The organism is Nanohaloarchaea archaeon SW_7_43_1 (assembly GCA_003009795.1).
In the GTDB taxonomy this organism is placed as follows: domain Archaea; phylum Nanohalarchaeota; class Nanosalinia; order Nanosalinales; family Nanosalinaceae; genus SW-4-43-9.
The window spans coordinates 99136-121446 of sequence record PXPE01000001.1; the positions used below are offsets into that span (position 1 = coordinate 99136).

A 22311-nucleotide genomic window follows, 5' to 3' on the forward strand; every position below is an offset into this window, starting at 1 on the left:
AACAGCCTTTCACGGACATTTTTTGACATTGGAACTCTACTGTCGCTATTTGAAGGGTCTTTTTAGTTGATGGATTCGAATCCATAGTGTATGGAAACTGAAAAAATCGAAGAAGATCTCCAGATGCTGGTTCTATTCGCCACGACCCAGATACTTGGTCTTCTAACGGCTTACAGGCTTAAATTCCGTAATATTTCATCTACTCCGGTATCTCAGGGATCAGTACCATGGATCATGATTGCAATAGTTGGCGTATCCGCACTTCTGATGGGATATATATACGGGAAAAAGATGTACGGAGCAGCCGATCTCTGGATATACACAGTCTATGCTCTATCATCTTTCATCGTGTTCGACAGCTTTCTCGGTGTTAGAGCGACGATGTTGCTCGTGACAGCGCTCCTGATGGCAATTCATTTCTCGGAGTCTGATTTTGTCACAAGTGCTTTGCTGTCGGTATGTTTTGCCGGTGCCGCGACCATAATGGGAATAGTGCTAACCGTTCAGAACGCCGCAATCTTCGTGGTTCTGTATATGGTTTATGATGTTATAGCGGTGAAAACCGGTTTTATGGGACCTCTGGCTCAGGAGACTGATAGAAGCTCTTTCCCTGGATTCAAGATCGGTTCAAGGGTTTTAGGTGGCGGTGATGCTATTGTTCCACTAATATTTGCGATCACGGTACTTGAGTACGGTTTACAGACATCGATTTTGACAGCTGGTGGCTCCCTCATCGGGCTCCTGACTCTGAAAGCTGCCATGCGGAAGAAGATGGTTCCAGCAGCACCGCTGATATGCATAGGTGCTTTTGCAGGATTCGCCTTATCGCTCCTTATCTGATTTGGAACAGAAAATTCAGTAGGGAGATATGAAGGTTGAGGGATTGCGGAGAGGATCAAGAAAGTTCAGGACAACGAAATAAAAACGGCAAGTCTAGATATGTTCTAAGTAGTTTTCTTACAAAATCAGTCAGCCTTCTCCAGAGGGACTTTCTTCTCCTTCTTCGTCTTTTCTAGGGATCTTGTAGTATAGGAATCCTCCACCACCCATTACCGCAATCAGCCCTGCAATCAATCCAAGGTTTTGGTAATAACTGTTCCGGGCGTTTTCCAGGCTCTTCTGAGCGTCCTGTAAGTTACTGTTCGAGTTTTCAAGCTCATTTGAGGCATTGGCGCTTATTGATTCGATTTCTTCCTGGGTGGATGCATTCTCCAGCTTTTCTTTGTCCTTTTCGGCTTTCTCTAGCCGTTTCTCACTTTCCTCTATGTCCCTTCGAGCTTCTCTATTCTCACTGTTATTACCGTATTTCCTTTCGGATTCTCTCAGCTCTGCCTTTGCTTCCGCCAAGTTGTCTTTCGCTATCTCAATCCTGAGTTCTAACGCTGCTGCAGTGTCTTGTTTTCTTTGATCTATTTTGGAGCTGTTTTGCCTTTCTCCAGAATCGTTTTTCTCTGAGCCTTCTTCGGTAGTCTTGTTTTTACTGGTTCTGTTCTCGGAGCTGCCGACGTTCACGTCAAGCGATGTGTTTGATTCCCGAACTTCTGCGTCCAAACTTGTATCTATGCCTTTATCGGAATCCGTGTCAGGATCTGCGTTGCCGTGGAAACTGCCTGTAATTTTCAAATCAGTGTCTTCAGTCGGCTGATCCGGTGTTCCCATAGATATAGCTGAGACTGATCCCGTGGCTAGCATTAGAGCTGTAAGCAGTGTGAGAAATTTTTTCATGTTTACTCCTCTAGCTGTGTTTTGATGTTATGTTTAATGAGGTGTGTGAAGTCTTCCTTGAATATTTTATCTGGTGCGATGAGTCTTTTATCAAATTTGTTGATCTTCGAACGATATTCATTTTTAAAGCTTTCCATGAATTCCAAGTACTCATCGAAGTCCGGAAATCCCACAAATAACACCAGTGTCCGCCGGAAATCATCTGTCTCACCCAGAAATATTGTGTTGGGTTTATCAGCAAGTTCGGTTTTGTCAATCGGTTCTGAAAGCTGTACAGTCATCATGCAGTAAACCGAAATTCCTACTGCCTCCAGGTCGACTATCGGTAGGTACTCATGTATGGTGTCATTTTCCTCAAACTTTCTCCTGATCCGGTTTGCTGTTGCCTTGCTCATTCCTGTTTCACTGGCGATTTCTGTGTCGGTTCTGCTTCCGTCCTCAATAAGGGCTAAAAGAAACTTTCTCTCATTATGCGACATGTCTTCAATACTTTCTCTCATGCACAACAAATAACTGACAAACTTTATAAAAGTACGGTTGTAAATGAGAAAATACCTCATAACGTGATCAACAATGAAAATGAAAACACACACCCGAAACGCAGTTTTGATGACCCTCGCAGTAGCGCTGATGGCAGCACCAGCAGCCGCAACACACACAGAAGCTGGCGCCGCAGCGCACACATCGACGAACGCAGACGCTAATGCACACACCAACGCACAAGCCGATACAGGAGTAATGGCTGAAGCAATTGTCAACCTGGACTCTAGAGTAAGTGAACTTGAGGCAGAAGTAAACGAGCTTCAGGCACAGGTTAACGGAAGTTCAGATACAGAAGCCCACGGCTCAGCTGAGGCAGACGCCGACGTGAATGCTGAAGCAGATACAAACGTAGATGCGGATGCAAACACGAACTCACACGCACAGGCCCAGACACACACAAATGAGAACGGAGAGACCAACGCTGATTCAGAGAACAGTATCTTTGCAAGAGTATCTGGTATGTTCGCAGGAGGCGCTGACGCAAACGCTGATGCAAACGCACACACAAATGCAGACGCTGAAACAAGCGTAGAAGCATCCGAGAACTCGAAAGCCAAATCAGAGACTGACGGAGAATCAGGAATTACAGGTACAGTCAAGGCTCACATCGGAGCAGCTGCTGATGCAGAATCAGACACAAAAGCAGAAAGTGATTCCTCCGCAGAAGCAGACTCTCACACCAGTGCCAATGCTGACGCAGACGCTGACGCAAACGCACACACAGACGCAGATGCAAACACAGATTCAAACGCAGACGCATCAGGTAGTGCAGAAGGCGGGCTGGCTGGTTCAGTAGGCCTTAACTAGAAAAATGACTTTTTCCCTTTCTTTTTTCTTCTCTCTTCTAAATCACACTAGGCACCATCTTACCTCTAACAAAAGTTGTCTAAATTGTTGAATTAGAACAAACATTCAATGTATTTTAAAATCAAATGTTGTTAATAGACAAGAAAAACATAATAGAGAGTATGTTCGATACAAATACACACTCATACGATGAGTGTTCACATGTAATACACACTCTTACTGTGGAAAAGCTCTAAAACGGCCGTTTTCAGGCATCTCAGATTGAACGAGTAACTCGTCATCTCCAGAGGGCAATCTAAAGGACAAATAGAATACATAGAGAAAGCTCAAAAACATCAAAAACCGTCAAAATAAAGGAGGTATAGTTTGACGAGGGTTCCATATATAGAAAACAAGCTGTCGAAGTTATAGGTTCTTTATGCTATACCATATCCACCTGGCATACCCGGGAGTAAGGGTCAAGGACATATGAAAAAACACAATATCATGCACTCTAAATATACCTTCTTTGTTCCAGGCCATGTTTTGAAGACGGCACTTTTGAACGATAGGAGATGAGTGTTCATCTAGTCCCAACACTCATTTCTCTGTATGATCGCTTAGTATTCTTAGCACGATATCTCGATTGTTCTCTGTATAGAGTATGTTAGCGACACCTTTCTCACTCTCTGTTACTGATACTCCAAGGGCTATCTCATCGAAAACATCCTTCAGACGGTCAAAAAGTCCACCTTCACCGTATATTATGAGGCGCTTGCCATCGTCTTGGATCTTTGTTATTCGCACAATAATCTGTTGCTAGGGTTTCTTTTTACTATTTTTCAGATCATTCATTATGGAAAAAATCTGTGTATAAATTTGCCATGTAAGAGTGAAAGCGAATAGCATTTAAAATTATTGTATGTTGGTGTAAAGTGAACATTGTTTGTGAGAGCTCTGATCAGATACTCATGGTTTACTGTCATATCTAGATGCTTTATGGGCTCAAAAAAGAGTGCCCAACATGAGTTTTGCGACGTCTAATTCCTATTGTAGAAAAGTTCTTGATCAAGTGAGTTTCCCACAGGCGTTGTTGAATGAAGCAACTTGCTGATCTCGCCATCTATCTCTTCCATCTCATTGTAACTTGCCTTCAAGTTCGAATTATCAGGCTCCTCGCTGTATCTCACGAAAGTATAAGCATCATACGAATAGTTTCCGCCAATCGCTCCCGCTAACGCAGCTTTACCCTCCTCCTTGTTAGGAACTGGCTGTACCTCTATGTCTTCATGGCCAAATCCTAAGTTGTGTGAAAGCTCATGACCCATAGTCATAAAGGGCTGATATTCTGAATAGTCATCTCTATCTATTATCAATGGTATTGTTTCCTGATTCTCCTCAATCTGTTCCAACGCCTCCTGCTTTCCGACAACGTTTTCATTTTCAGTTACTGATCCTTCATTGCCAACATAAACAGTACTTGTACAGGTGAATCCTTCGGGAGTATCTCCAGAGGAAACATGACCTCTTCCTAACAGGTCATTTTGATCCTCTCTTTCACCTGTATGTGATGATAAGTGAAGCACAATGTCATAACCCTCATATTCCTGAGCCAGCTCTGCGGCATCTGAAAATATTTTATCGGCTGAACTCTCCGATTTATTCAAGTCAATCTCTTCATCATGTACATCTACATTGGAGTCTCCTGCTACAAAATTGGTCCAAGGCTCCAAAAACTCATCTCCCACGTATTCAGGAATATCGCTCGGGATATCTCCGTAAGTTAGTTTTACATCCAATACGCCCTCATCGTCATTAGAGAGTTCTTCTCCCGAAGCAATTCTATCATAGACCTCAGGCTCCGGCAGATTATATGCATCCTTCAATGCCGCACCCAGGTCTTGAGGAATACCTCGTCTCAGTCTGGCATCATACTCACTAATTTCTCCGTCCCCATCAAGATCTATGTAGCCCTCCGATGTAATATTCATCGGATTATCTAGGATATCGGTTAAATCATAATCTGGTTCATATTTACCTTCGAATAAGGAGCTGGATGAGGTAATAGGGAACAAAACAGCGGGTGCACCTACAGAACCTAAAGATTTCAGGAAGTCCCGACGAGTCTTCTCGCTATCCATAATTTGTTATCATAGAGTAACAATTATAACTTATTGGGTTAGAGGTCTCATATTCAATGAATTTGTGCCGCAAATCGGATATCAAATAAGTTTGAACTACTTTATTGGTCATTTTTGGGAGAATAAAGCAAAAGAATATTTAAATCTTCCGTAGATTTGGACGAATGGGTGGACAAACCATGAAATACAAACGAACGTTCACGGCAGCAATTCTGCTAATCGGACTTATAACAGCTACACCTACAGTAGCTGCACAGGCTCAGGGAGAAGCACAGTCAGAGGCAAGTGGCGGAATAGTGGCTGACATAAGTTCAGCGTTAAGCCTAGACGCAGAAGCAAATGCCGAGGCAGATCAAGAAACAAAAGCTGATAGCAACTCTAGTGAAGAAGACCAAGAGAGTTCAACTTTCAGTGCTGTAGTAAACGTCTTTACAGGATCAGATTCTGATGCAGATAATGAAAGAAATGAAAGCAACTCTAGCAAAGAAGGATCAGCAGTTAACGCAGTAGTAAACGTCTTCGTCGAATCAGAATCCAACACAGAAGCCGAGGCAAATGCAAACACAGAGGCTAACGCAGATGCAGAAGCTGAGAGCAACACAGGGTTCAGCCTGTGGTAGAAACCATTTTCTCTTCAAATTTTTTTCGAAGTATTTCTATCGGAAGCAGTATTCTGAAATACCCAAGCAGGAGATCTACAAATGTTAAGAAGCCATGAAAGAGGGTTTTTTCCCCATCAATGCGCTCTATCCGACTGCTTCCTCTATCCTATTCGAATAGTTTGTATAGATATAGGAGGATGCTATAAGTAAGATGCCGAGCACTAGGAATGATACTGTTCTCGAAAAAGTATCTAAGCCTGAAGTATCGACAATAAATACTTTGAACGTAGTAATACCTAGAACCGCTATCGATTGCCTTCTAAAGTAGGTTAGACGAAGCTTAATGCCCATTATTAACAGGCATAAACCATAAACTCCCCAAAGAACTGACAATCTAAACCCTTCTATTTCCAAACCTATAGCAGTCATCGACAGCAACACTATGGACCATGAGAAGGCTCTCTCTACCAAATTATAGTCCAAATTCATTTTCCTTAATCCATCTCTGTTAAGCCTAGAAAGAAGGTAAATAACTGTAAAGCCTGTAATAACTGCTAAGTATGCAAATAATCTGGTAGACGATAAAGGATTAGAATAGCTAAGACCAGCCAATCTCCAGGAATCATAAATCAGGACTTTGGACCCGGCTACGGCAGAAACGAAATAGCCGCCATAGCTTATTTCCTTCCTACCTAAGTTCAGGGATAAAAATACAAGTAGAATTGCTAATGCTGAGTAAACGACCGTGGTCCAGAAATCAGAGAAGTAAAGAAAAATCCCTGTTAATCCAAAAGGAATACCTGAAAACAGATAGTGGTTTTCCAGATCTACATCAAGGTTCTGTGATACGAAATAGACTAAAGTCTGTAAAGCAAAAATTCCAAAGTAAATTCCGTATAAATATTCAATGCCTGATTCCATGAACTCTAAGGTCGCCAGGGCAGTGAAAAGCAAAGGCGTAACATAAATACTGGCTAGCCCTAAAACTCTATCCAAATCATTCAGCTCCCTTAATTTATGCAAAATTGCTGAACTAGAAGCCGTGAACAAAGCTAACATTGAAGTAAGAAATATCAACCCTGATTCATGCCCTCCGATTTCACTCCAAATACGGTATATGCCCATCGTTGAGATAAATGCGTAAAGATGAATGGCCAGCCAATTCTTGTAATATGACAATAAAGCGGTTCCTCCAGCCAACAACCCAACGTAAATCAGTATATAATATCCTATATTCGTACCAAGATAAGCAGTTGCGAATCCAGCAGTAACTGCTTCAGCGCCGAAAACCTTTGAATTTTCACGGACAGCTATAGCAAACATTCCTAGTGCTACAGCCGCTAAAAAGAATACATTCTGTTCCAATGTAAGACCTATAGCTTGCTGATACCCTGAGAAATGGTAGGACGCATAAACCACGAAATAAACAATTCCTGTTCCGCCACCCATCAAAGTACGACCCCACCTCTCATACCCGGAGAACTTCTCCTTAGCAAACCATCCTAAGCCACTTATCCCTAAACCTGCAATCAATCCTAACACTATCCTGGTAGTATAACCGATTAAATCCTGCTGTATAGCATATCTAATTGAGAAAGCTATACCTAAAACAAATGCAAGAACTCCTATCCTGCCTAACCATTTCAGCCCTACTTCCGACTCAAGAGAAGGTGATTTCATACCGGAGTCCTCGCTAGAATCATCTCGTTCTTCCGATGAATCACTTGAAGAATCAAAATTATTCTCCAAACTTCCCCCAATATCTTCCTTGTCCCCGGTTAGAGCATCCTCTATTCTACTTAGTCGGTCATCAATGTTCTCAACTTTCTCTTCCAGATCATCGATTCTACTATCTTCTTCCCCGGTCATTGAAACTTAAATTTCTCTGAGACTGATTTAAAACATTATTGCAAATCTGGATACGGTTCTGAGAGATCTTGTAAAACCAACAATCTTGTTTAAATACTTAACTTCAGATTTGTTATTTGTGGTAACCAATGGAATTTTCTATCTCGAAAATGAAGGAAATGATCAAAAGTGAAGGGGACAAAAGAGTATCAGAAGACGCAGCTGAGGAACTTGGGGAGCTACTCGAACTGTTTGCAGGAGATCTAGCTGAGGAATCAGTCGCTGTTACAGAAGAGGAAGACAGGAAGACAGTTAGAGGCGAAGACGTCAAAGAAGCTCTGAGATAAAAACCAATTTTTTGTTCTTTGAATTCTAACAGACATCACGGATTTAAGTCTTCCATCTCAAAATTCTGATATGGAACCTGAACAAATTGTGGAAAAAATAGTAGAGGAAACAGATCTTGAAGAAGACGAGATAGAGGAAAAAGTCGACGAAAAAATGGACGAGTTCGAAGGACTTGTATCTGAGGAAGGTGCAATCCATCTGGTAGCAAAGGAAGCAGATGTCCAGATAGCGGAATCAAGTGATCAGGCACTGAAAGTCGAAAATATCGTTCCAGACATGAGAAAAGTTAATATCAAAGGACGGGTAACAAGAATATCTGAAACCAACACCTTTGAGAGAGATGACGGAGACGATGGCAAAGTAAGAAATATTACACTGGGAGATGGCACCGGTACCGCAAGACTATCTCTCTGGGACGACCAGACCGAGATCGCTGAAAAAGTTGATGAAGGCGACGCAATAGGTATCTCAGGAGCATACACTGTAGAAGACAACCAAGGTAACGCAGAACTAAGACTCGGGGACTCCGCACAAGTGAAAATGATGGACGATGATGAAGTTCCCGAAGTTGAGGCAGATGAGGTAAGTGAGAAAACTGAAGCCAGCATTAGAGAGGTAAGAAGCAAGAACGCCGAGTACAGCGTAAGAGGAATGATAATGGATGTTTATACCAGCAGCCCGTTCTACTCGCAATGTCCTGAATGTGGAAACACAGTAAGAGAAGACGATGATGGAGAATACGTGTGTGAGGAACACGGGGAAGTAGAGCCGGATAAAGCACTTGCAATGTCAATCGTTTTGGACGATGGAACAGGCAATACTCGGGTTGTAATGTTTGGAGATAGAGCGCGGGAACTTCTCGATATTGATGAGGAAACCGAGAAAGAAGGAGATATTGAAGCAGTCGAGAAAGCAGCCACAGACGTGATCGGAAGAAGAATAGAAGTTGAAGGCCGTGCACGCCACAACGATTATTTCGGAACGCTTGAGCTCATAGCAAATAGCTTTGAAGAGATAGAAGCTGAGAAAGAGCTTGACCAGATTATTGAGATGTTCGAAGCCTAAAAAAACTATACTACTTAGACAAAAGATCAAGAATTTCTTAACAAAGAAGGGAGGACAATACTATGACAGAAGACAACGAAAAAGACCTTGTAGAACTGAAAGGAGTAGGAGAAAAAACAGCGGAAAAACTCGAAGAAGCAGGCTACGACGATCTAATGTCGATCGCTACAATGAGCTCCGGAGACCTCGGAGAAGTCGCAGATCTTGGCGATAAAAAATCACAGAAGATAATCACTGCAGCACGGCATGAACTAGACCTAGGATTTGAGACAGGAAAGGATAAGTACGATTCCAGGAAGGAAATGGGTCGGATTGCCACAGGATGTGAAGACCTCGACGAAATCGTAGGAGGTGGAGTGGAAACACAGAACATTACAGAGTTCTACGGAGAATACGGATCAGCAAAGACACAGATTTCACATCAGCTCTCAGTAAACGTTCAGCTACCTGAGGGAGAAGGCGGCTTAGGGAAAGGCGCAGTATATATTGACACGGAAGACACCTTCATTCCAACAAGAATCGAGCAGATGGCCGAAGCCCGAGGACTTGACGTTGAGGAAACACTTGACAACATCCACGTCGCCCGCGCATACAACTCGGATCACCAGATGTTGCTTGCAGACGAGGCACAGGATATCTGTCAGGAAGAAGACATAGGATTGATCATAGTTGATTCTCTAACAGCCCAGTTCAGAGCAGACTACGTCGGAAGAGGGGAACTAGCCCCTCGACAGCAGAAACTGAACAGGCACATGAACACACTGCTCAGACTGGCTAACTCCCACAATGCCGCAGTAGTCGTCACAAATCAGGTCATGAGCAACCCTGACCAGATGTTTGGTGACCCAACAAAGGCAATTGGAGGACACATCGTTGCACACAACTCCGCAGTACGACTCTACCTGAGAAAAGGAAAGAAAGACAAGAGAGTAGCACGACTCGTCGACTCACCCTACATGCCGGAAGCAGAAGCAGTATTCAAAGTAGCAGACGAGGGAATAATCAGCGATTAACGGAAATTCTTGACATCCGTTATTTCCCTTATTTTTTCATCGGTAGTCAGGATTACCTCACCCTCACTGAAAGCTACTTGAAGAGCATCAAATGTGTGAAGATCGTATTCCTCCATATAATGTGCAGCTTCCAGATATTTATCCATATCTGCCTCAATTTGCATCAACATCTCAAGTTCAGATAGTTTCTTCCTCGGACTCAAATCATTTCTCTCACAGAGAATTAGAACCTCGTTTAAGGTCACGTGGCTCGTAAATATTTCCTCCTTATGCTCTTCGTAAACTGCTCTAGCAGAGTCCTTGAGCCAGTCAGAATCTTTCAGTAAAGCCAGTATGAAATCGGTATCTGCATACATCATTTTGTTGCCTGTTCTCTGGAATCTTTTCTTACATCTTCCTTTAGTTCTTCTATAGACTTGTCTTCTAGAGCTTCTTCCTCCTGAAAGCTTTCTAACGGATCTTCTGGTAAAGGCAATAATAAAATTTCATCCTGAGTCTCAATTATTCGAAATTTGTCCGTATAACCATTTCTAATTTCTTTGGGTAAATACAATCTACCTTGGTCGTCAACAGAAGCAACAGTCATAGTACCACAGAAATAAACTTATTTCCATTGAATTAAATTTGTTTCCACTAAAGCTGAGTATAAAAGTGATTATATCTGAAGTAAGAAACGATAAAGAGCACAAGGCCTGTCTAAGTAGATTCCTACTGCAGAATCACCAATCAGATTATGTCGCTTTCTGAGACGATCACAAAGTCACCGATGCTTCTAACCGCTGAGAACGGGACAATGTTTCTTCCCTTCCGGTCTTCCTGAAGTTTTACATCGTCGATGTGTTCTGTTGTGTTGGAAATTAGCAGGTTCATAAGTTCTCCTGTGTCTCCGACGAATGAGATATCTTCTACTTCTCCGTATTTTTTACCATGTTCTTCCGAAACTATTGTTCTACCAACGATCTGTGATCCTCGAGGTCTATCAGCCATTTTTGCTCCTCCGTAACATGTTTTTATGGCCGAGACATTAAAAGTTTACATGGCCCGAGTGTTCTCAGCGATCGATGTAGAAAATGAAAAACTTCTTGAAGAACTGGCTAAAGTCCAAGATAGAATAGACCTGGGTTTCTCACCGGTCAAGAAAGACAAAATGCATATCACTTTACAGTTCTTCCAAAATATAGATAAAAAGGAAATAGACGAGCTGAAAGCGACGATGGATAAACTTGAGGCTGATTCTTTCACAGCGGAGGTTTCCGGCGTCGGATGCTTTCCCTCAACTGAACATATAAGGGTGGTTTGGTCGGGTCTAGATCAGGAAGAGAAATTTCAGAGGCTTTACAACCAGCTTTCTGACCATAAAATAACATCTGACAACAAACATGAGTTCAAGCCTCACATAACCCTTATGCGGGTGAGAGATATAGATAAGGATAAAAAGAAAAAACTGAGAAGAACCCTGAGGGAATTTGAAAACCATAGATTTGGCGAGCTTGAAGTTAGAAATGTCAAACTTTTCCGATCCGATCTTCAACAGGGTGATTCAAGATACGAGAAACTTTACAGCAAAGAGCTGTGACGCACAGGGAACTATACTTTATATCTACCGTACTCGCAGTGATAGGACTGGGAATAATGTTTGTGACAGCGGAAAGTATTGAACCGGAAACAAATAAGATTGAAAGTCTCAGCTCCTCCTCACAGACAGGAGACATAATAACGGTTAAGGGAGAAGTGATCTCAAGCCAGTATGTAGATGGAAACCTGTTTCTTACAGTTGAGGACGAAACAGGATCAATGTCGGTCGCAGACTTCAACTCGAATAAAAACTTTCAGGAAGGAGAGAAGGTATCGGTTGAGGGCGAGATAACTCTTTATGAAGGCGAATTAGAGCTTATAGCCCAGGCAATTGAGAGACAGTGATTGGATTTAAACCGTTTCAGGATGAAATCTTCAGTATGTTACTTTACCTGATAATACTATTGCTTGCGTTGCCTTTTGTTGATCTTTATCTTCTGATTGAGGTCACGGGCAGAATCGGATTTATCGAGACCTTGGGCCTGGTTTTCCTTACAGGAATTCTGGGTGCCTTCTTCGTGAAACGGGAAGCGAAAACTGTCTGGAGGAAACTCGGTGTCTCTGTAACAGCAAACGAAGTATCCCGAAACGTCCTAGAGGGTGCAATGATCGTTCTAGGAGGCCTAATGCTGTTAAGCCCAGGATTCATCACTGATGCTGTAGGCTTCCTGCTGGTAATAGGCTGGACTCGGATAAGGATAGTGCTGAAAATAGAGGAAAAAATGAAGGAAAAATCCAACTTCAAGGTCCAAGTACAGCAGTTCTAGGCATTATAAGAGGCGAAAAAGGAAAGAGCAAGTACCGCCAATCCCGCCTCCGATGGTATACTAAATCCGTACATCGAAAGCGCTATACTCCCAAGTACCAATGCCCCACCTTTTCTAATGTAGTTAAGGTCGAGCTGTGACGTATCTAGCCTTGATGCGAGGAATAATGCTGAGAGAGCTACCAATGCCGTTCCCGCTGCAGGAGCAACATACTCAAGGCTTAAGGCGACTGAACTCGGATTCTTTACCGATAAAACCATACCGGTTATCAGTATGGCAGGTACTGAAAGCCATTCCCCGACTTCTAAACCACCCATCTTCACCGCTATCGTAAATAATGCTAATCCGGCCGCGTATCGAAGTCTTCCCACAAAGAACAGCTGCTCATAGATCGGAGCCACCAAAGATATCAAGATCGCTCCGACTACTAAGTAAGGTGCTGCCCGAAACACTGTTCTTGTCGCCTCTTTTCTCGTCTCCGAACACGAGTACAGTACTGCAAGTGCTCCCGCTCCCGTGAAAACTGTCAACGCCACCGATACCACATCAGAGAACGTCTCAATCGCTCCTGTAACAAGAAGGGTTGCGAAGACTCCATCAACAAGCGGAAGGCAGAGGATAAAAATCAGTTTCCGTGCGTCCTTATCGGGAACGAGTAAGTGCCTTGAAGCGCCGTCACTCAATCGTTCCAGAACCACAGAGAAATACCCTTTCTAAGTTTTTATGCGGCCCCGGAACCAAGAATCATTTCCAATTAACAATTGCCTTGGTTCCGATGGTCAGAAAATTAGTAAACCTAAACTTAGAGATCATCGCAGTAGCTGACATAAACATTTCATCAACAGTCCTCGAACCAGCCACTGCATTCATATAATCTAACATAGTCGGGAAGCTGTTTTAAATGTTACTCTGGATTGATCAGTATTTCGCCTTTATCAATTACTTTCTCACCGTCAAACTTGACGGTAGGATCCTCACATATTGTATCCCAATGGATATCGCATACGTTCCTCTTTTCATGATTCTCTGAGAAATAACTTGAGTTGTCTCCAAACGCAACATGTACCGTTCCTTTAACCTTCTCATCCTGGAGAACATTACCGATCAGAGTAGCTTTCGGGTTCGTTCCAATTCCTAGTTCGGCGACCTGTTTCGCACATCTGAACTCTTCAAAAGTCTCCGTAAGTTCCGATTCTTCCTCATCTTCATGTCTCACCGCTACCGCCCTATTGTCCTCGATCTCGATTTCTGTTCCTTCTGGAGCGAAGGGAAAATGATCAATAACTAGAACTCCGTTTGCATCGATAACACCGCCATCAGCTTCTCCTGCCGGAAGATTTCCGAAATCCCCCTCTTCCCTGATAAAACCTGTATCCTTCTCAAAGTACTTCCGATCAACTTTCAAAGTTAGATCAGTCCCGCTCGGTGTCTCGATTCTTACCTCTGAAACATTTTCAAGTGCATTGTAGAATCTCCGGGAAAGATCACGAACTTCTTCATAATCTGCATTCAGGCTCTGATTCCAGACTTTCTTTGTAACAGTAGGCATCGTAGCTACACGGGACCCTGCCTCATTTGCTTTATGCCTAGCATCAGTGTGAGATAAAGACTTCAAAGTTGGAGCTATAACAGCATCAGCCTCTTTCATACTTTCCGCAACTTCTTGAGGTGGTTCTTCGCCATGATTCTCCGGTTCCTCATACTCCATCAAACGGTAATCCGCGCCTACGTTATCTAATACTTCAAGAAGCGAATTAATTAAATCCTGGTCATTACCATCGTTCAGAACAAGCACTTCTTCCCCGGATTCAATATCCATGCACTGATTAACAACTGTTTCAGCTCCTTCCTTAAGGCTCATACAATATTCTTAGTGTCCAGAGTTAAAATGCTTTCTAGCTTAGCCGGGCAGAAGTTACTCTGCCCTGAATAAAAAAATCAGCTCGGTTTTCTCACAGATTCCCGGGGCTGAAGGGTAGCGGAAAATCCTCGGAAAGTTTCCTCCTCATAACATCCTCTTGACCGGCAAAAACCAGGTCAAGATCCTCGTGGCCTCTGCTAATATCCTGAAACTCGGCCATGGTTTGAAGACAGTTACCACAGCTAGATCCTCCTTCAGGAGTCGAGGTCGCTATCACAATTTTATCAAAATCGCCAGGTTCCTCACCGTAACGCACAGCTTTCGCAAAAACATCCTCTGAATGAGCCGTCAACTTCCTATCATCCTCATGCTCCTTATTGCTGTACGGATAAACAATACCATCAAAAGTCATCAACGCAGAACCAACCTCAAAACCCGAGTCATCAGCATAAGCCTTCTCCATACCCTGCTCAGCAATATCGATCAACTCCCGTTCAACTTCCTCCTTGCTTCTATCAGTATCCAGCTCCAGATAAGAACTATAGGGCTCAAAGCTCTCATCAACTACCTCAACACCCTCATCGATATGAGGAATCACAGCATCATCCTCATCTCTTTCGACAACTCTGTAAAACATTTTCTCATCCAAAGCAGTATTGCAAACCTTTAGAGACATTTCAACATCGATGAAACCATATAAAGATTCTAGATCCGTTCCTCTCAACCTGTAATCAGGATCCTCAGTGACAATTACTGCGTCAGAAAACTTTCTGCCGCCGTTCTGCAAACCCTCATGCACGGCATTAGTCAAAGCCCAGAAACCTGTAGTATAATTAGTATTCTCAATATCTACACCTGCAGAACCGCGGCCATACTCATCCACTACAACAGCAGAAGTATCATACTGCTCATCTTCAGGATCAAAAAAATTCGGATAGGACTTATCTAAAACCTGAAAAGCAAGTTCCTCAGCACTCAAAGAAACTTCTCCATCAGACATGAACTACTCTTAAAATACAAACTTCAATAATCTTGCCCTCTAACAAAGAAATTACGCCTCGATGGCTCAGCCTGGCTAGAGCGGTCCCCTCGTAAGGGACAGATCCCGAGTTCAAATCTCGGTCGAGGCTTTATAAAGGATATGCTTTGAGAACTCTGTTTGAGGTCTAAATTAACTCACCGTCCAAACTGCAGAAGCCCAAGAGTCTTCTTCATCATATTGCTCAGGTCTCATATTAGAAGGAGTGTTTTCCCAGATTTGTTCTCCTATTTCTCCGCCTTCTATTCTAATTTCTGTATCAACTTCTTGCAAGTCTTCTGGTTCCTTTACTCTTTCACCGGTCGCTGGTCTTGCTCCATAATTGAGCAGATGGTTATCAGAGCGGAGTTTTAGTTTGTAGCTTTTCCAGTCCGTCCTACTTCTGGTTATCGGATTTTCAATCCTCGTCACTTCGTAATCTCTGCCCAGAAATTCTGAGACTTGCATCTCCAATCCATCTATTATAGCGTCCAAAGGCTCGTCTAAATCTTCATCTCTTAAGGGCACTCCTACCCCTTCTGGATTTAATAGTTTATATTTTGTCCTTTTAGGTCCTATATCCCAGCTTTCTCTTTGTTTTGCCATTTTGTAAAGTTCTTCTCCAGAAAGGAGTATTCCAGAATTATAAGCTGCTCCAGACATATTAACTTGCTGAAAATGAACTCATAAAAATCTGTCGCCTATCGAAAACTTTAGATCTTTCGCAGGTCACCATTTTAAACGTTAGACTTGGAAGCAAGCATTTAAATCCCGGTCGGGGTTTGGATTTGCCTTTTTATGCATGACTAGAGTTGGTGGCGCAGAATTCTACCTTACACTCCAAGATTTGAAATCAAGTCGTTATTTTTCCACACTGACTAAAACCGGAGAACAGTTTAGATTATTTCTCAAACTTTTGATAGAATCCATAAATCTTGTTTTTGGCATCTGTATTTCTCTTCCTGTCCAGGAATCATTGACTGCGAAACAACCATCTGAGTAATCACTAATTACAACCCAGTGAGCAAAATGGGTATACATATCCAAACTCCTTTTATCGAGCAAGACTATCCCCAATCCTGTTTCAACCGCCTCTCTGTAATCGCCGCACGACATTATTTTATGCTCGGGATCTATCTTATTCCCTAGATTTTCAGATAATTTTTGATATTTCCAGACAAGGTAGTCTGACTCTATGAATACCTCGACAGAGTGGTCTTGCATTAATTCGTTTATCAAATAAGGCTCGTAGCACTCCCTATCAAACCTAAATGATTTTTCAAGCAAATCAAGCTCATCATCCTTGCTGAACTCAAAACCATCACCGTAATAGGATTCTACCATCGCATAACAGTTTATGAAACAACCAAACGGAGTTTCCTGTTTCAAGGTATTTGGGCTATTATCCATTGATTTAGAGAATCAAAATATCCTCAAATCTTTTCAATCTTGCTAAAAACAAAAATAAACTTTTTAAATAGAATTTTGATCCTTAAATCCTATCTCAAAATTTTAATTATCGGAGATGACCGGTTATCTTACCGCCTATTTGGGTCTTCAAAATTCGGTTTGAGTACTATATTTCCCGACTTATTTGCTGAATCTCAAATATTTAAATGTCACTACACGAGCTGGTTCTTATGAACCAGAAAATCTCCAGAGAACAGACCGATGTTTTGTTCGAAAGAATTATTGCACAGATTGTAGACAATTTGATAGTAGCGTTTGCAGCGCTCTCAATTTTAGCTCTAACATTTTTATTGACATACTTAGGTTTTAGTTCCGTAGCTGGGAGCTTAGCTCCGGGCGGTCTTTTGCTGATAGGTATAGTCTTGGCCTTTGCACTTAGTACAATTTATCAGGCGTTTCTTGAGTATTACTGGAACGGCCAGACTGTAGGAAAAAGGTTAACGGATATACAGGTAGTGAAACAAGATGGTGGAAAAATCGGATCAAAAGAGGCTGTACTGAGAAATTTGCCTAGTTTAGTGATTATAGATTTCTTCTCCGGCATACTTTTCTATACGGCAGCGATAGCAAGCATTAAGTCAACAGAGAAAAGACAGAGAATCTTTGACCGTTTGACTGGAACAGTTGTTGTAGAAAGATAAAATTGAAGAAGCGAAAGAGGCGTAGAAAAGTAAGCATCCTAGCCGGGTTTTTTAGTTTCCGTGAGCACCGTTTCTGTACTGTGTGCTGCCTGTAACACGGACAAACTCGCTTTTATCACGTGCGTCTGTAACATTGTTGGCGCCGCAGTAACTTAATCCGCTTCTTAAACCACCTAGGTACTCCTGGATTACGTCTTCAACGCAATTGTTCTCTTCATAAAACATTACCTCTCCCTCTTCGTAACTATCTGATTCTTTCAGATCGCGGTCGCTTCTGTCTTCGGCAGCGGCTTTTGTTGACATACCTCTGAACTCTCCATCTTTGGGAGATTCGTAAGTATCTCCGAATACACCCCCACACATAACGGCATCTGCTCCAGCCATTAACGCTTTACAGAGGTCACCTGGTTTGCGGATACCACCGTCAGCAATCAGATCCGCATCCAAGTTCTGTTCGCTGATTTCCTTTACAGCAGAAAACTGTGGGTACCCCGCCCCGGTCATTTCACGGGTTGTACAAGCCGCACCCGGACCAACACCGATTTTAACTATGTCTGCACCGCTTTTGCTGAGATCGTAAGCACCCTCCACAGTAGCCACGTTACCAGCAGCTACAGGCACATCATAAGCTTCAGTAATATCTTCAATATAATCCATAAACGCTTCATGGTGTCCATGCGCAATATCCGCCACGAGCATGTCAACACCGGCATCAACAAGTTCCTTACAACGGCTGTACTCGTTCAAACCTACGGCACCGGCAACAGGTGAAATACCTTCAACCATTTCAGCCTGCTCACTTGGCTCTAGGAACCGGTGGACAACTCCTATACCTCCCTGTTCGGCTATTTCCTCAGCCATTCTTCTTTCAGTTACGGTATCCATAGGAGCTGAAATCATCGGTGCTTCAAGAGTTATACCGGCCAGCTCTGTAGAAGTATCAACATTCGAAAGACTTTCTACACCAGTTTTTTTGGGTTTTAGAAGTACGTCATCGTAACAAAGTTTAGTTTCTTCCAAAAGTAATCCTCCCGGGAGTAATCAAATGAAGCAAGCTTATAACATTTTAGCATAAAGCAGCTCTGGTTTCAGATATTTCTATCCTGTTGCAGATTCAGGATGTTTCGAAGGCCTCAAGAGCGCTTCGAGTAAAAACTTTGGATTTCGAAGAGTTTGAAGCCCCTGATTTTTCCATTCCTAATACATAATCTGCTCCAGCGCCCTCTGCCTGGTTAATTTTCTGCTGATCAATTTTAGCATCTAATGCCACCAACTTACAGCTTTCGACATCAGATACTTTCTGACTCATCTGACCGACCGGGAATCTTTCCAAAGTTTCAAAGTTTTCATCTAATATGGTGGCGGCCCTAGTACCCACTAAATCTTCTAGTATTCGCTCAAATCTGTTTCTATCCTCCTGATCTATTTCCTCTTCAGCATTACTTTTGCTTACATATTTGAAAGGTTCCTTGTCTCTCAATGCTTTATAGATCTGCTCTTTGCCGAGTTCTTCCACTTCTTTACGTTCAGGTGCCCGAGCTATGTAATCCGGTTCTGCTTTTTCCTCAAGCTCCCTCAGTATCAAGTCTCCTCCTCTGTCGCCATCAAGAAATGCTGTAATTGTTTTATTTTCGGTTATTTCCTGTGCGTTCTCCGGTATAGAGGTTCCTCCAAGAGCTACTGTATTCTTTATACCGTTTTTCAATAAGTTGAGGAGGTCTGCTTTTCCCTCTACAAATATTATCTCTTCCGACTGTTCGGCTGAAGGTCCTGCACTGAATCCTTTGTAAGCTGTTATTTCTGATGTTCTTACTTCTTCTTTGACTTCTCTTGTTATACTGTTTTTCTCGGGTTTCTCTTCCTGCATTTCAGAGAGTAACTGCTTAGCTCTTTTGACTATGTAGTCTCTTTTAGTGTTCCTTCTATCGTCTATCTCTTCTACCCTGATATCTGCTCCTGTAGGACCTACACGCTCGATGGTCTCCAGAGAAGCAGCCAGTAACGAAGTCTCAGCCGAGTCAAGAGACGTCGGTATTTCTATCTCGGCTATGGAAGTTCCTTCCTTATCTTCAACCCTTACATCTATTCTGCCGACCCTTCCTTTTTCCTGCAGCTCTCTGAGATCAAGTTCGTCTCCAAGAAGTCCTTCAGTCTGACCGAAGATTGCGCCGACAATATCCGGTTTCTCAATTATTCCTGAGGACTCAAGTTCTGCCCTGATAAGGTATTTAGTTGAGCTCTGCGATATTTTCCCCATTATTATCTTTCCTCCAGTCTTCCCCTAAACTCTCCTTTATCCATATTCACAGTACTTCGGTCACATATGTATAGTATATGGCTGCTCTGTAACACAGACGATCATCCGGTAGTCCCAATCGTCGCGCCTGCTGACCGAGAGCAGCCATAAAAATAATATCTTACTGTCTCTTATATGTTCAACTTTCTACCAACCTTTTTCTAGGTAACGATTAGGATTGGCTGGCTTCTAACCGGCTATTGGAAGAAAATTCCTTCTTCCGGAACCGGTTCGAACTCTGACTGCCGGGTTTTACTTTGAGTTGGCTCTTCACCGTGATACTTTCTCAGGTACTGGAAGTACTCCGTTGTTTTCTCCCTGGCATATTCTCCATCATAATCTACCATTTCATGAACTATGAACATCATAAATATCCAGCGGAAAAAACGGTTTAGAGGATAGGCTATGACTCTGGGGAGATTGTCAATACCCGAGGGGATGTTGTACTTTAATTCGGTATTTACAAGGTACTCAACCATTGCGAAGTCATTTTCGCCAGAGGGCGGTGTTTTTGTATTGATCGTTGACTTTATTCTCAGTTTTCCTCTATTACTGGGAAGATCGTCTTCCTTCTCTATCGTAGATTTGAACGATCGAGAGTCGACGTTCTCCTCATAATGTGTTTCATCCGGTCTTCCCATATCCATGTTCTGTTTGAAGATATAGACATGGTCTTGGTATATTCTCGGGATTTTCGGGCTTTCGTACCATTCAACCCTGTTCTGGATTTCATGCCATCCTCCGTTAAAAAGCTCAAAATGATGCCAGGTATCATCCCTATGCCCGAATTTCTGTTCTTCATAGTTGTTTTTATAGGTATTAGGAGTGTGAAACCATGGTAAAATGTTTTTTCCAAGAAAACCGGGGTCTTTGTTTTCACTCATTTGTTATCACTTTGATGGAGGCTGGTAGTGTGATGCTCCTGATCTGTGTACGGTTTTCTCGACTCCGAATTTTTCACGCATTAGGTTGTGTATGATCACGGTTGTTTCTTCGGCTTCCTCTTCGTATCTGTTGATTTCTTTTGAGTAGAACTTGTTGTACCAGATTCCTACTAGTATCTCGTAGAACTTTGATTTCTGGAACCTGGATCTGTGTTCGGATCTCAGCCCTGTCTTCTTTTTCCAGTTTTCCCGTGGTTCTTGTTTGAAACCTTTTGGCAGCCAGCTGATAGGGTCCCCGCCCGGGTAGATACTGATGACTTTGGAATCGACTTTTACACGGGCCTTGTGAATATCGTCTGGACGGTCAATGGTATAGAAATCTTTAGGTTTCTTCGCTTTGAAGGAAATATTAAACATTAACACTGTATGAGGGCTTTTCTCCTTGAAAGCTTTCATCCTGATACGGTCCTTGGGTTTCTTCACTGAGAACTCCATTCTTCCTCCTTCCTCAATCCTATCCATGTCGAACTCGTCCACAAGTATGTCTTTGAGATCATGGTAGATTCTGGCAGGATCCTCTTCAACGAAGAAATGATCCTGTTTCCCGATCACAGATTCCTCAAACTTTACCATGGCCTTACACCGCTTCCAGGTTCTGTCTTACCCTGTTCATTAACTGATCGGTTTTGCTCTCCACTGCGTGCTCCCATTCCTTCCTTACCTCACCGTATAGAAACTTTTCATACAGTGCGCGGTAAGCATAGTACCACAGGGTTGCCTTCCAACCTGTTACGGGATAGGATGTCACAAGCTTTCCTTTAACCTGTAAGTCAAGCTCTTCGGATTCCTTGTTTATCACGGTAAATATCTCTAGAATCTCAGCTGTATGTTTGTCGAAAGCCTCCTCAGTCACTATCTTGGAGCGGACATTTCCTTCATCGACATCGGTGTAGTATTTCTCCTCGGTGACATGGTCAAAGGCCATTCTTCTCTCCAGGAGATCTCTTATCTCAGGGTAAGCTCTCTCAGGTTGGTCTACAGCGATAGTCTGCCGTCTTCTCACCACTTCCTCCTGAATTTTCATACCGCTCATATAGAGTTAACTGGTGGAAGGTAGGATAAAAAAGAGAAGGTGCTGAGAAAAATTTTTACGAGACGTCAAGGTTTGCTCTGCATTCTTCACAGAGAAGTTCTCCTGCCATTTCCCTGAGGTCTTCAGAGTAATTGCCGCATTCCTCACAGACTCCTTCCTGAGGTTCTTCCTGTGGTGTTGCAGGTGCTTCTAGCTCTCTTTCCTCTCCGATGATTTCCGCGAAGCCAGGCCACGCCCGTATAATATCGCTTTGTGTTAAGATGCCTACAAGCATGTCGTTTCTGACAACAGGTACTCGAGAGATTTCGTTCCGAACTAAGGCCATTGCTACATCATCAAGAAGCTCTGTCTCTTCTGCAACGATCAGATCGGTACTCATTACTTCTTCAACTTTGGTGTTTGCAGGATCAAGGCCTTCAGCAACTACCTGATAGGCTATGTCTCTGCAGACGATCACTCCGACTGCCTCTTCATTTTCGACAACCACTAAGCCTCTAATCCCTTCCTCTCTAAGAAGGTTGGCTGCCTCTATTACTGTTTTATTCTTTTCAACGGCTATTACGCCGTCGGTCATTACCTCCTTTACCTGGACTTCTTGTTTCATAATAGGAAACAGATATGGCAACACTCTTAAC

29 protein-coding genes and 1 tRNA gene are annotated in these 22311 nt (G+C 42.8%); 11 read left to right on the forward strand and 19 right to left on the reverse strand.

Annotated elements, in window-relative coordinates; translation table 11 throughout:
• The first annotated feature begins 90 nt into the window (after positions 1-90).
• Positions 91-840 (forward strand): hypothetical protein, encoded by a 750-nt coding sequence (locus BRC29_00555; protein ID PSG98601.1) that lies wholly within the window; start codon positions 91-93, stop codon positions 838-840.
• Positions 841-969: 129 nt separating this feature from the next.
• On the opposite strand, the gene BRC29_00560 is transcribed toward BRC29_00555, so the two are convergent.
• Positions 970-1725 (reverse strand): hypothetical protein, encoded by a 756-nt coding sequence (locus tag BRC29_00560; protein PSG98602.1) that lies wholly within the window; start codon positions 1723-1725, stop codon positions 970-972.
• Positions 1726-1727: 2 nt separating this feature from the next.
• Positions 1728-2225, reverse strand: a complete 498-nt coding sequence (locus tag BRC29_00565) for a hypothetical protein (protein ID PSG98603.1) — start codon at positions 2223-2225, stop codon at positions 1728-1730.
• Between the two features lie 73 nt (positions 2226-2298).
• Here BRC29_00565 and BRC29_00570 point away from each other — a divergent pair, with 73 nt between their 5' ends.
• Positions 2299-3075, forward strand: coding sequence for a hypothetical protein (locus BRC29_00570; protein PSG98604.1), 777 nt, complete (start codon positions 2299-2301; stop codon positions 3073-3075).
• Positions 3076-3654: 579 nt separating this feature from the next.
• On the opposite strand, the gene BRC29_00575 is transcribed toward BRC29_00570, so the two are convergent.
• On the reverse strand, positions 3655-3861 hold the full coding sequence (locus BRC29_00575; protein PSG98605.1) for a hypothetical protein: 207 nt from the start codon (positions 3859-3861) through the stop codon (positions 3655-3657).
• A 233-nt stretch (positions 3862-4094) separates the two neighbouring features.
• Positions 4095-5195: a hypothetical protein gene (locus BRC29_00580; protein ID PSG98606.1), complete on the reverse strand. Its 1101-nt coding sequence runs from the start codon at positions 5193-5195 to the stop codon at positions 4095-4097.
• Positions 5196-5359: 164 nt separating this feature from the next.
• Between BRC29_00580 and BRC29_00585 the strand changes: the two genes are divergently transcribed.
• Positions 5360-5815 carry a hypothetical protein gene (locus BRC29_00585; protein ID PSG98607.1) on the forward strand — a complete coding sequence of 152 codons (456 nt, stop codon included), beginning with the start codon at positions 5360-5362 and terminating at the stop codon, positions 5813-5815.
• 126 nt (positions 5816-5941) lie between these two features.
• Here the strand turns inward: BRC29_00585 and BRC29_00590 are convergent, their stop codons facing one another.
• Complete coding sequence (locus tag BRC29_00590; GenBank protein PSG98608.1) at positions 5942-7666, reverse strand: hypothetical protein; 1725 nt, start codon at positions 7664-7666, stop codon at positions 5942-5944.
• 128 nt (positions 7667-7794) lie between these two features.
• Here BRC29_00590 and BRC29_00595 point away from each other — a divergent pair, with 128 nt between their 5' ends.
• The 3 genes from BRC29_00595 (at position 7795) to BRC29_00605 (ending at position 10071) form a co-directional block, all read left to right on the forward strand.
• Positions 7795-7992 carry a histone gene (locus BRC29_00595; GenBank protein PSG98609.1) on the forward strand — a complete coding sequence of 66 codons (198 nt, stop codon included), beginning with the start codon at positions 7795-7797 and terminating at the stop codon, positions 7990-7992.
• Positions 7993-8062: 70 nt separating this feature from the next.
• On the forward strand, positions 8063-9058 hold the full coding sequence (locus BRC29_00600) for a hypothetical protein (GenBank protein PSG98610.1): 996 nt from the start codon (positions 8063-8065) through the stop codon (positions 9056-9058).
• Between the two features lie 62 nt (positions 9059-9120).
• Positions 9121-10071, forward strand: coding sequence for a DNA repair and recombination protein RadA (locus BRC29_00605; protein ID PSG98611.1), 951 nt, complete (start codon positions 9121-9123; stop codon positions 10069-10071).
• Here the strand turns inward: BRC29_00605 and BRC29_00610 are convergent.
• The 3 genes from BRC29_00610 to BRC29_00620 all read right to left on the reverse strand — a co-directional run bounded on the left by BRC29_00610 (position 10068) and on the right by BRC29_00620 (position 11058).
• Positions 10068-10430 (reverse strand): hypothetical protein, encoded by a 363-nt coding sequence (locus BRC29_00610; protein PSG98612.1) that lies wholly within the window; start codon positions 10428-10430, stop codon positions 10068-10070. The genes BRC29_00605 and BRC29_00610 overlap by 4 nt on opposite strands.
• The gene (locus tag BRC29_00615; GenBank protein ID PSG98613.1) at positions 10427-10657 is read right to left on the reverse strand and encodes a hypothetical protein; all 231 of its coding nucleotides are present in this window, start codon (positions 10655-10657) and stop codon (positions 10427-10429) included. Before BRC29_00615 ends, BRC29_00610 begins: the two co-directional genes overlap by 4 nt.
• Before the next feature lie 140 nt (positions 10658-10797).
• A complete protein-coding gene (locus tag BRC29_00620) occupies positions 10798-11058 on the reverse strand; it encodes a hypothetical protein (protein PSG98614.1) in 261 nt (86 codons plus the stop codon).
• A gap of 25 nt (positions 11059-11083) precedes the next feature.
• On the opposite strand from BRC29_00620, the gene thpR reads away from it, so the two are divergent.
• Genes thpR through BRC29_00635 form a run of 3 tightly spaced genes read left to right on the forward strand, consistent with a single transcriptional unit; the run spans position 11084 to position 12413 of the window.
• Positions 11084-11647, forward strand: a complete 564-nt coding sequence (gene thpR, locus BRC29_00625; protein ID PSG98615.1) for an RNA 2',3'-cyclic phosphodiesterase — start codon at positions 11084-11086, stop codon at positions 11645-11647.
• A complete protein-coding gene (locus BRC29_00630; GenBank protein ID PSG98616.1) occupies positions 11644-11991 on the forward strand; it encodes a hypothetical protein in 348 nt (115 codons plus the stop codon). Before thpR ends, BRC29_00630 begins: the two co-directional genes overlap by 4 nt.
• Positions 11988-12413, forward strand: coding sequence for a hypothetical protein (locus BRC29_00635; GenBank protein ID PSG98617.1), 426 nt, complete (start codon positions 11988-11990; stop codon positions 12411-12413). Before BRC29_00630 ends, BRC29_00635 begins: the two co-directional genes overlap by 4 nt.
• On the opposite strand, the gene BRC29_00640 is transcribed toward BRC29_00635, so the two are convergent.
• The 3 genes from BRC29_00640 to BRC29_00650 form a co-directional block, all read right to left on the reverse strand.
• A complete protein-coding gene (locus BRC29_00640) occupies positions 12410-13111 on the reverse strand; it encodes a hypothetical protein (GenBank protein PSG98618.1) in 702 nt (233 codons plus the stop codon). The two genes, BRC29_00635 and BRC29_00640, sit on opposite strands and share 4 nt — an antisense overlap.
• Positions 13112-13317: 206 nt before the next feature.
• Positions 13318-14274: a leucyl aminopeptidase gene (locus BRC29_00645; GenBank protein ID PSG98619.1), complete on the reverse strand. Its 957-nt coding sequence runs from the start codon at positions 14272-14274 to the stop codon at positions 13318-13320.
• Positions 14275-14365: 91 nt separating this feature from the next.
• Entirely contained in the window at positions 14366-15274 is a 909-nt protein-coding gene (locus BRC29_00650; protein PSG98620.1) for a hypothetical protein, read from the reverse strand.
• 55 nt (positions 15275-15329) lie between these two features.
• Between BRC29_00650 and BRC29_00655 the strand changes: the two genes are divergently transcribed.
• Positions 15330-15404: transfer RNA gene (locus tag BRC29_00655), tRNA-Thr, on the forward strand.
• A gap of 41 nt (positions 15405-15445) precedes the next feature.
• Here the strand turns inward: BRC29_00655 and BRC29_00660 are convergent.
• Together BRC29_00660 and BRC29_00665 are read right to left on the reverse strand one after the other, a co-directional pair.
• On the reverse strand, positions 15446-15955 hold the full coding sequence (locus tag BRC29_00660) for a hypothetical protein (GenBank protein PSG98621.1): 510 nt from the start codon (positions 15953-15955) through the stop codon (positions 15446-15448).
• 198 nt (positions 15956-16153) lie between these two features.
• Complete coding sequence (locus BRC29_00665; GenBank protein ID PSG98622.1) at positions 16154-16636, reverse strand: hypothetical protein; 483 nt, start codon at positions 16634-16636, stop codon at positions 16154-16156.
• A 272-nt stretch (positions 16637-16908) separates the two neighbouring features.
• On the opposite strand from BRC29_00665, the gene BRC29_00670 reads away from it, so the two are divergent.
• Positions 16909-17403: an RDD family protein gene (locus tag BRC29_00670; protein ID PSG98623.1), complete on the forward strand. Its 495-nt coding sequence runs from the start codon at positions 16909-16911 to the stop codon at positions 17401-17403.
• Positions 17404-17454: 51 nt separating this feature from the next.
• Here BRC29_00670 and BRC29_00675 read toward each other — a convergent pair whose 3' ends face one another.
• The 6 genes from BRC29_00675 to BRC29_00700 form a co-directional block, all read right to left on the reverse strand.
• A complete protein-coding gene (locus BRC29_00675) occupies positions 17455-18423 on the reverse strand; it encodes a guanosine monophosphate reductase (GenBank protein ID PSG98624.1) in 969 nt (322 codons plus the stop codon).
• A gap of 94 nt (positions 18424-18517) precedes the next feature.
• Positions 18518-19660: a hypothetical protein gene (locus BRC29_00680; protein PSG98625.1), complete on the reverse strand. Its 1143-nt coding sequence runs from the start codon at positions 19658-19660 to the stop codon at positions 18518-18520.
• 236 nt (positions 19661-19896) lie between these two features.
• Positions 19897-20583 carry a hypothetical protein gene (locus BRC29_00685; GenBank protein PSG98626.1) on the reverse strand — a complete coding sequence of 229 codons (687 nt, stop codon included), beginning with the start codon at positions 20581-20583 and terminating at the stop codon, positions 19897-19899.
• Positions 20584-20589: 6 nt separating this feature from the next.
• Positions 20590-21216 (reverse strand): hypothetical protein, encoded by a 627-nt coding sequence (locus BRC29_00690; protein ID PSG98627.1) that lies wholly within the window; start codon positions 21214-21216, stop codon positions 20590-20592.
• Between the two features lie 4 nt (positions 21217-21220).
• Positions 21221-21676, reverse strand: coding sequence for a hypothetical protein (locus BRC29_00695; protein ID PSG98628.1), 456 nt, complete (start codon positions 21674-21676; stop codon positions 21221-21223).
• Between the two features lie 55 nt (positions 21677-21731).
• Positions 21732-22280, reverse strand: coding sequence for a CBS domain-containing protein (locus BRC29_00700; GenBank protein ID PSG98629.1), 549 nt, complete (start codon positions 22278-22280; stop codon positions 21732-21734).
• Positions 22281-22311 lie beyond the last annotated feature (31 nt).

Coding starts and splice junctions, on each gene's coding strand:
- BRC29_00555 (PSG98601.1), top strand. CDS start 91: ATGGAAACTGAAAAAATCGAAGAAGATCTCCAGATGCTGGTTCTATTC.
- BRC29_00560 (PSG98602.1), bottom strand. CDS start 1,725: ATGAAAAAATTTCTCACACTGCTTACAGCTCTAATGCTAGCCACGGGA.
- BRC29_00565 (PSG98603.1), bottom strand. CDS start 2,225: ATGAGAGAAAGTATTGAAGACATGTCGCATAATGAGAGAAAGTTTCTT.
- BRC29_00570 (PSG98604.1), top strand. CDS start 2,299: ATGAAAATGAAAACACACACCCGAAACGCAGTTTTGATGACCCTCGCA.
- BRC29_00580 (PSG98606.1), bottom strand. CDS start 5,195: ATGGATAGCGAGAAGACTCGTCGGGACTTCCTGAAATCTTTAGGTTCT.
- BRC29_00585 (PSG98607.1), top strand. CDS start 5,360: ATGGGTGGACAAACCATGAAATACAAACGAACGTTCACGGCAGCAATT.
- BRC29_00590 (PSG98608.1), bottom strand. CDS start 7,666: ATGACCGGGGAAGAAGATAGTAGAATCGATGATCTGGAAGAGAAAGTT.
- BRC29_00595 (PSG98609.1), top strand. CDS start 7,795: ATGGAATTTTCTATCTCGAAAATGAAGGAAATGATCAAAAGTGAAGGG.
- BRC29_00600 (PSG98610.1), top strand. CDS start 8,063: ATGGAACCTGAACAAATTGTGGAAAAAATAGTAGAGGAAACAGATCTT.
- BRC29_00605 (PSG98611.1), top strand. CDS start 9,121: ATGACAGAAGACAACGAAAAAGACCTTGTAGAACTGAAAGGAGTAGGA.
- BRC29_00610 (PSG98612.1), bottom strand. CDS start 10,430: ATGATGTATGCAGATACCGATTTCATACTGGCTTTACTGAAAGATTCT.
- BRC29_00615 (PSG98613.1), bottom strand. CDS start 10,657: ATGACTGTTGCTTCTGTTGACGACCAAGGTAGATTGTATTTACCCAAA.
- BRC29_00620 (PSG98614.1), bottom strand. CDS start 11,058: ATGGCTGATAGACCTCGAGGATCACAGATCGTTGGTAGAACAATAGTT.
- thpR (PSG98615.1), top strand. CDS start 11,084: ATGGCCGAGACATTAAAAGTTTACATGGCCCGAGTGTTCTCAGCGATC.
- BRC29_00645 (PSG98619.1), bottom strand. CDS start 14,274: ATGAGCCTTAAGGAAGGAGCTGAAACAGTTGTTAATCAGTGCATGGAT.
- BRC29_00650 (PSG98620.1), bottom strand. CDS start 15,274: ATGTCTGATGGAGAAGTTTCTTTGAGTGCTGAGGAACTTGCTTTTCAG.
- BRC29_00660 (PSG98621.1), bottom strand. CDS start 15,955: ATGTCTGGAGCAGCTTATAATTCTGGAATACTCCTTTCTGGAGAAGAA.
- BRC29_00665 (PSG98622.1), bottom strand. CDS start 16,636: ATGGTAGAATCCTATTACGGTGATGGTTTTGAGTTCAGCAAGGATGAT.
- BRC29_00670 (PSG98623.1), top strand. CDS start 16,909: ATGTCACTACACGAGCTGGTTCTTATGAACCAGAAAATCTCCAGAGAA.
- BRC29_00680 (PSG98625.1), bottom strand. CDS start 19,660: ATGGGGAAAATATCGCAGAGCTCAACTAAATACCTTATCAGGGCAGAA.
- BRC29_00685 (PSG98626.1), bottom strand. CDS start 20,583: ATGAGTGAAAACAAAGACCCCGGTTTTCTTGGAAAAAACATTTTACCA.
- BRC29_00690 (PSG98627.1), bottom strand. CDS start 21,216: ATGGTAAAGTTTGAGGAATCTGTGATCGGGAAACAGGATCATTTCTTC.
- BRC29_00695 (PSG98628.1), bottom strand. CDS start 21,676: ATGAGCGGTATGAAAATTCAGGAGGAAGTGGTGAGAAGACGGCAGACT.
- BRC29_00700 (PSG98629.1), bottom strand. CDS start 22,280: ATGAAACAAGAAGTCCAGGTAAAGGAGGTAATGACCGACGGCGTAATA.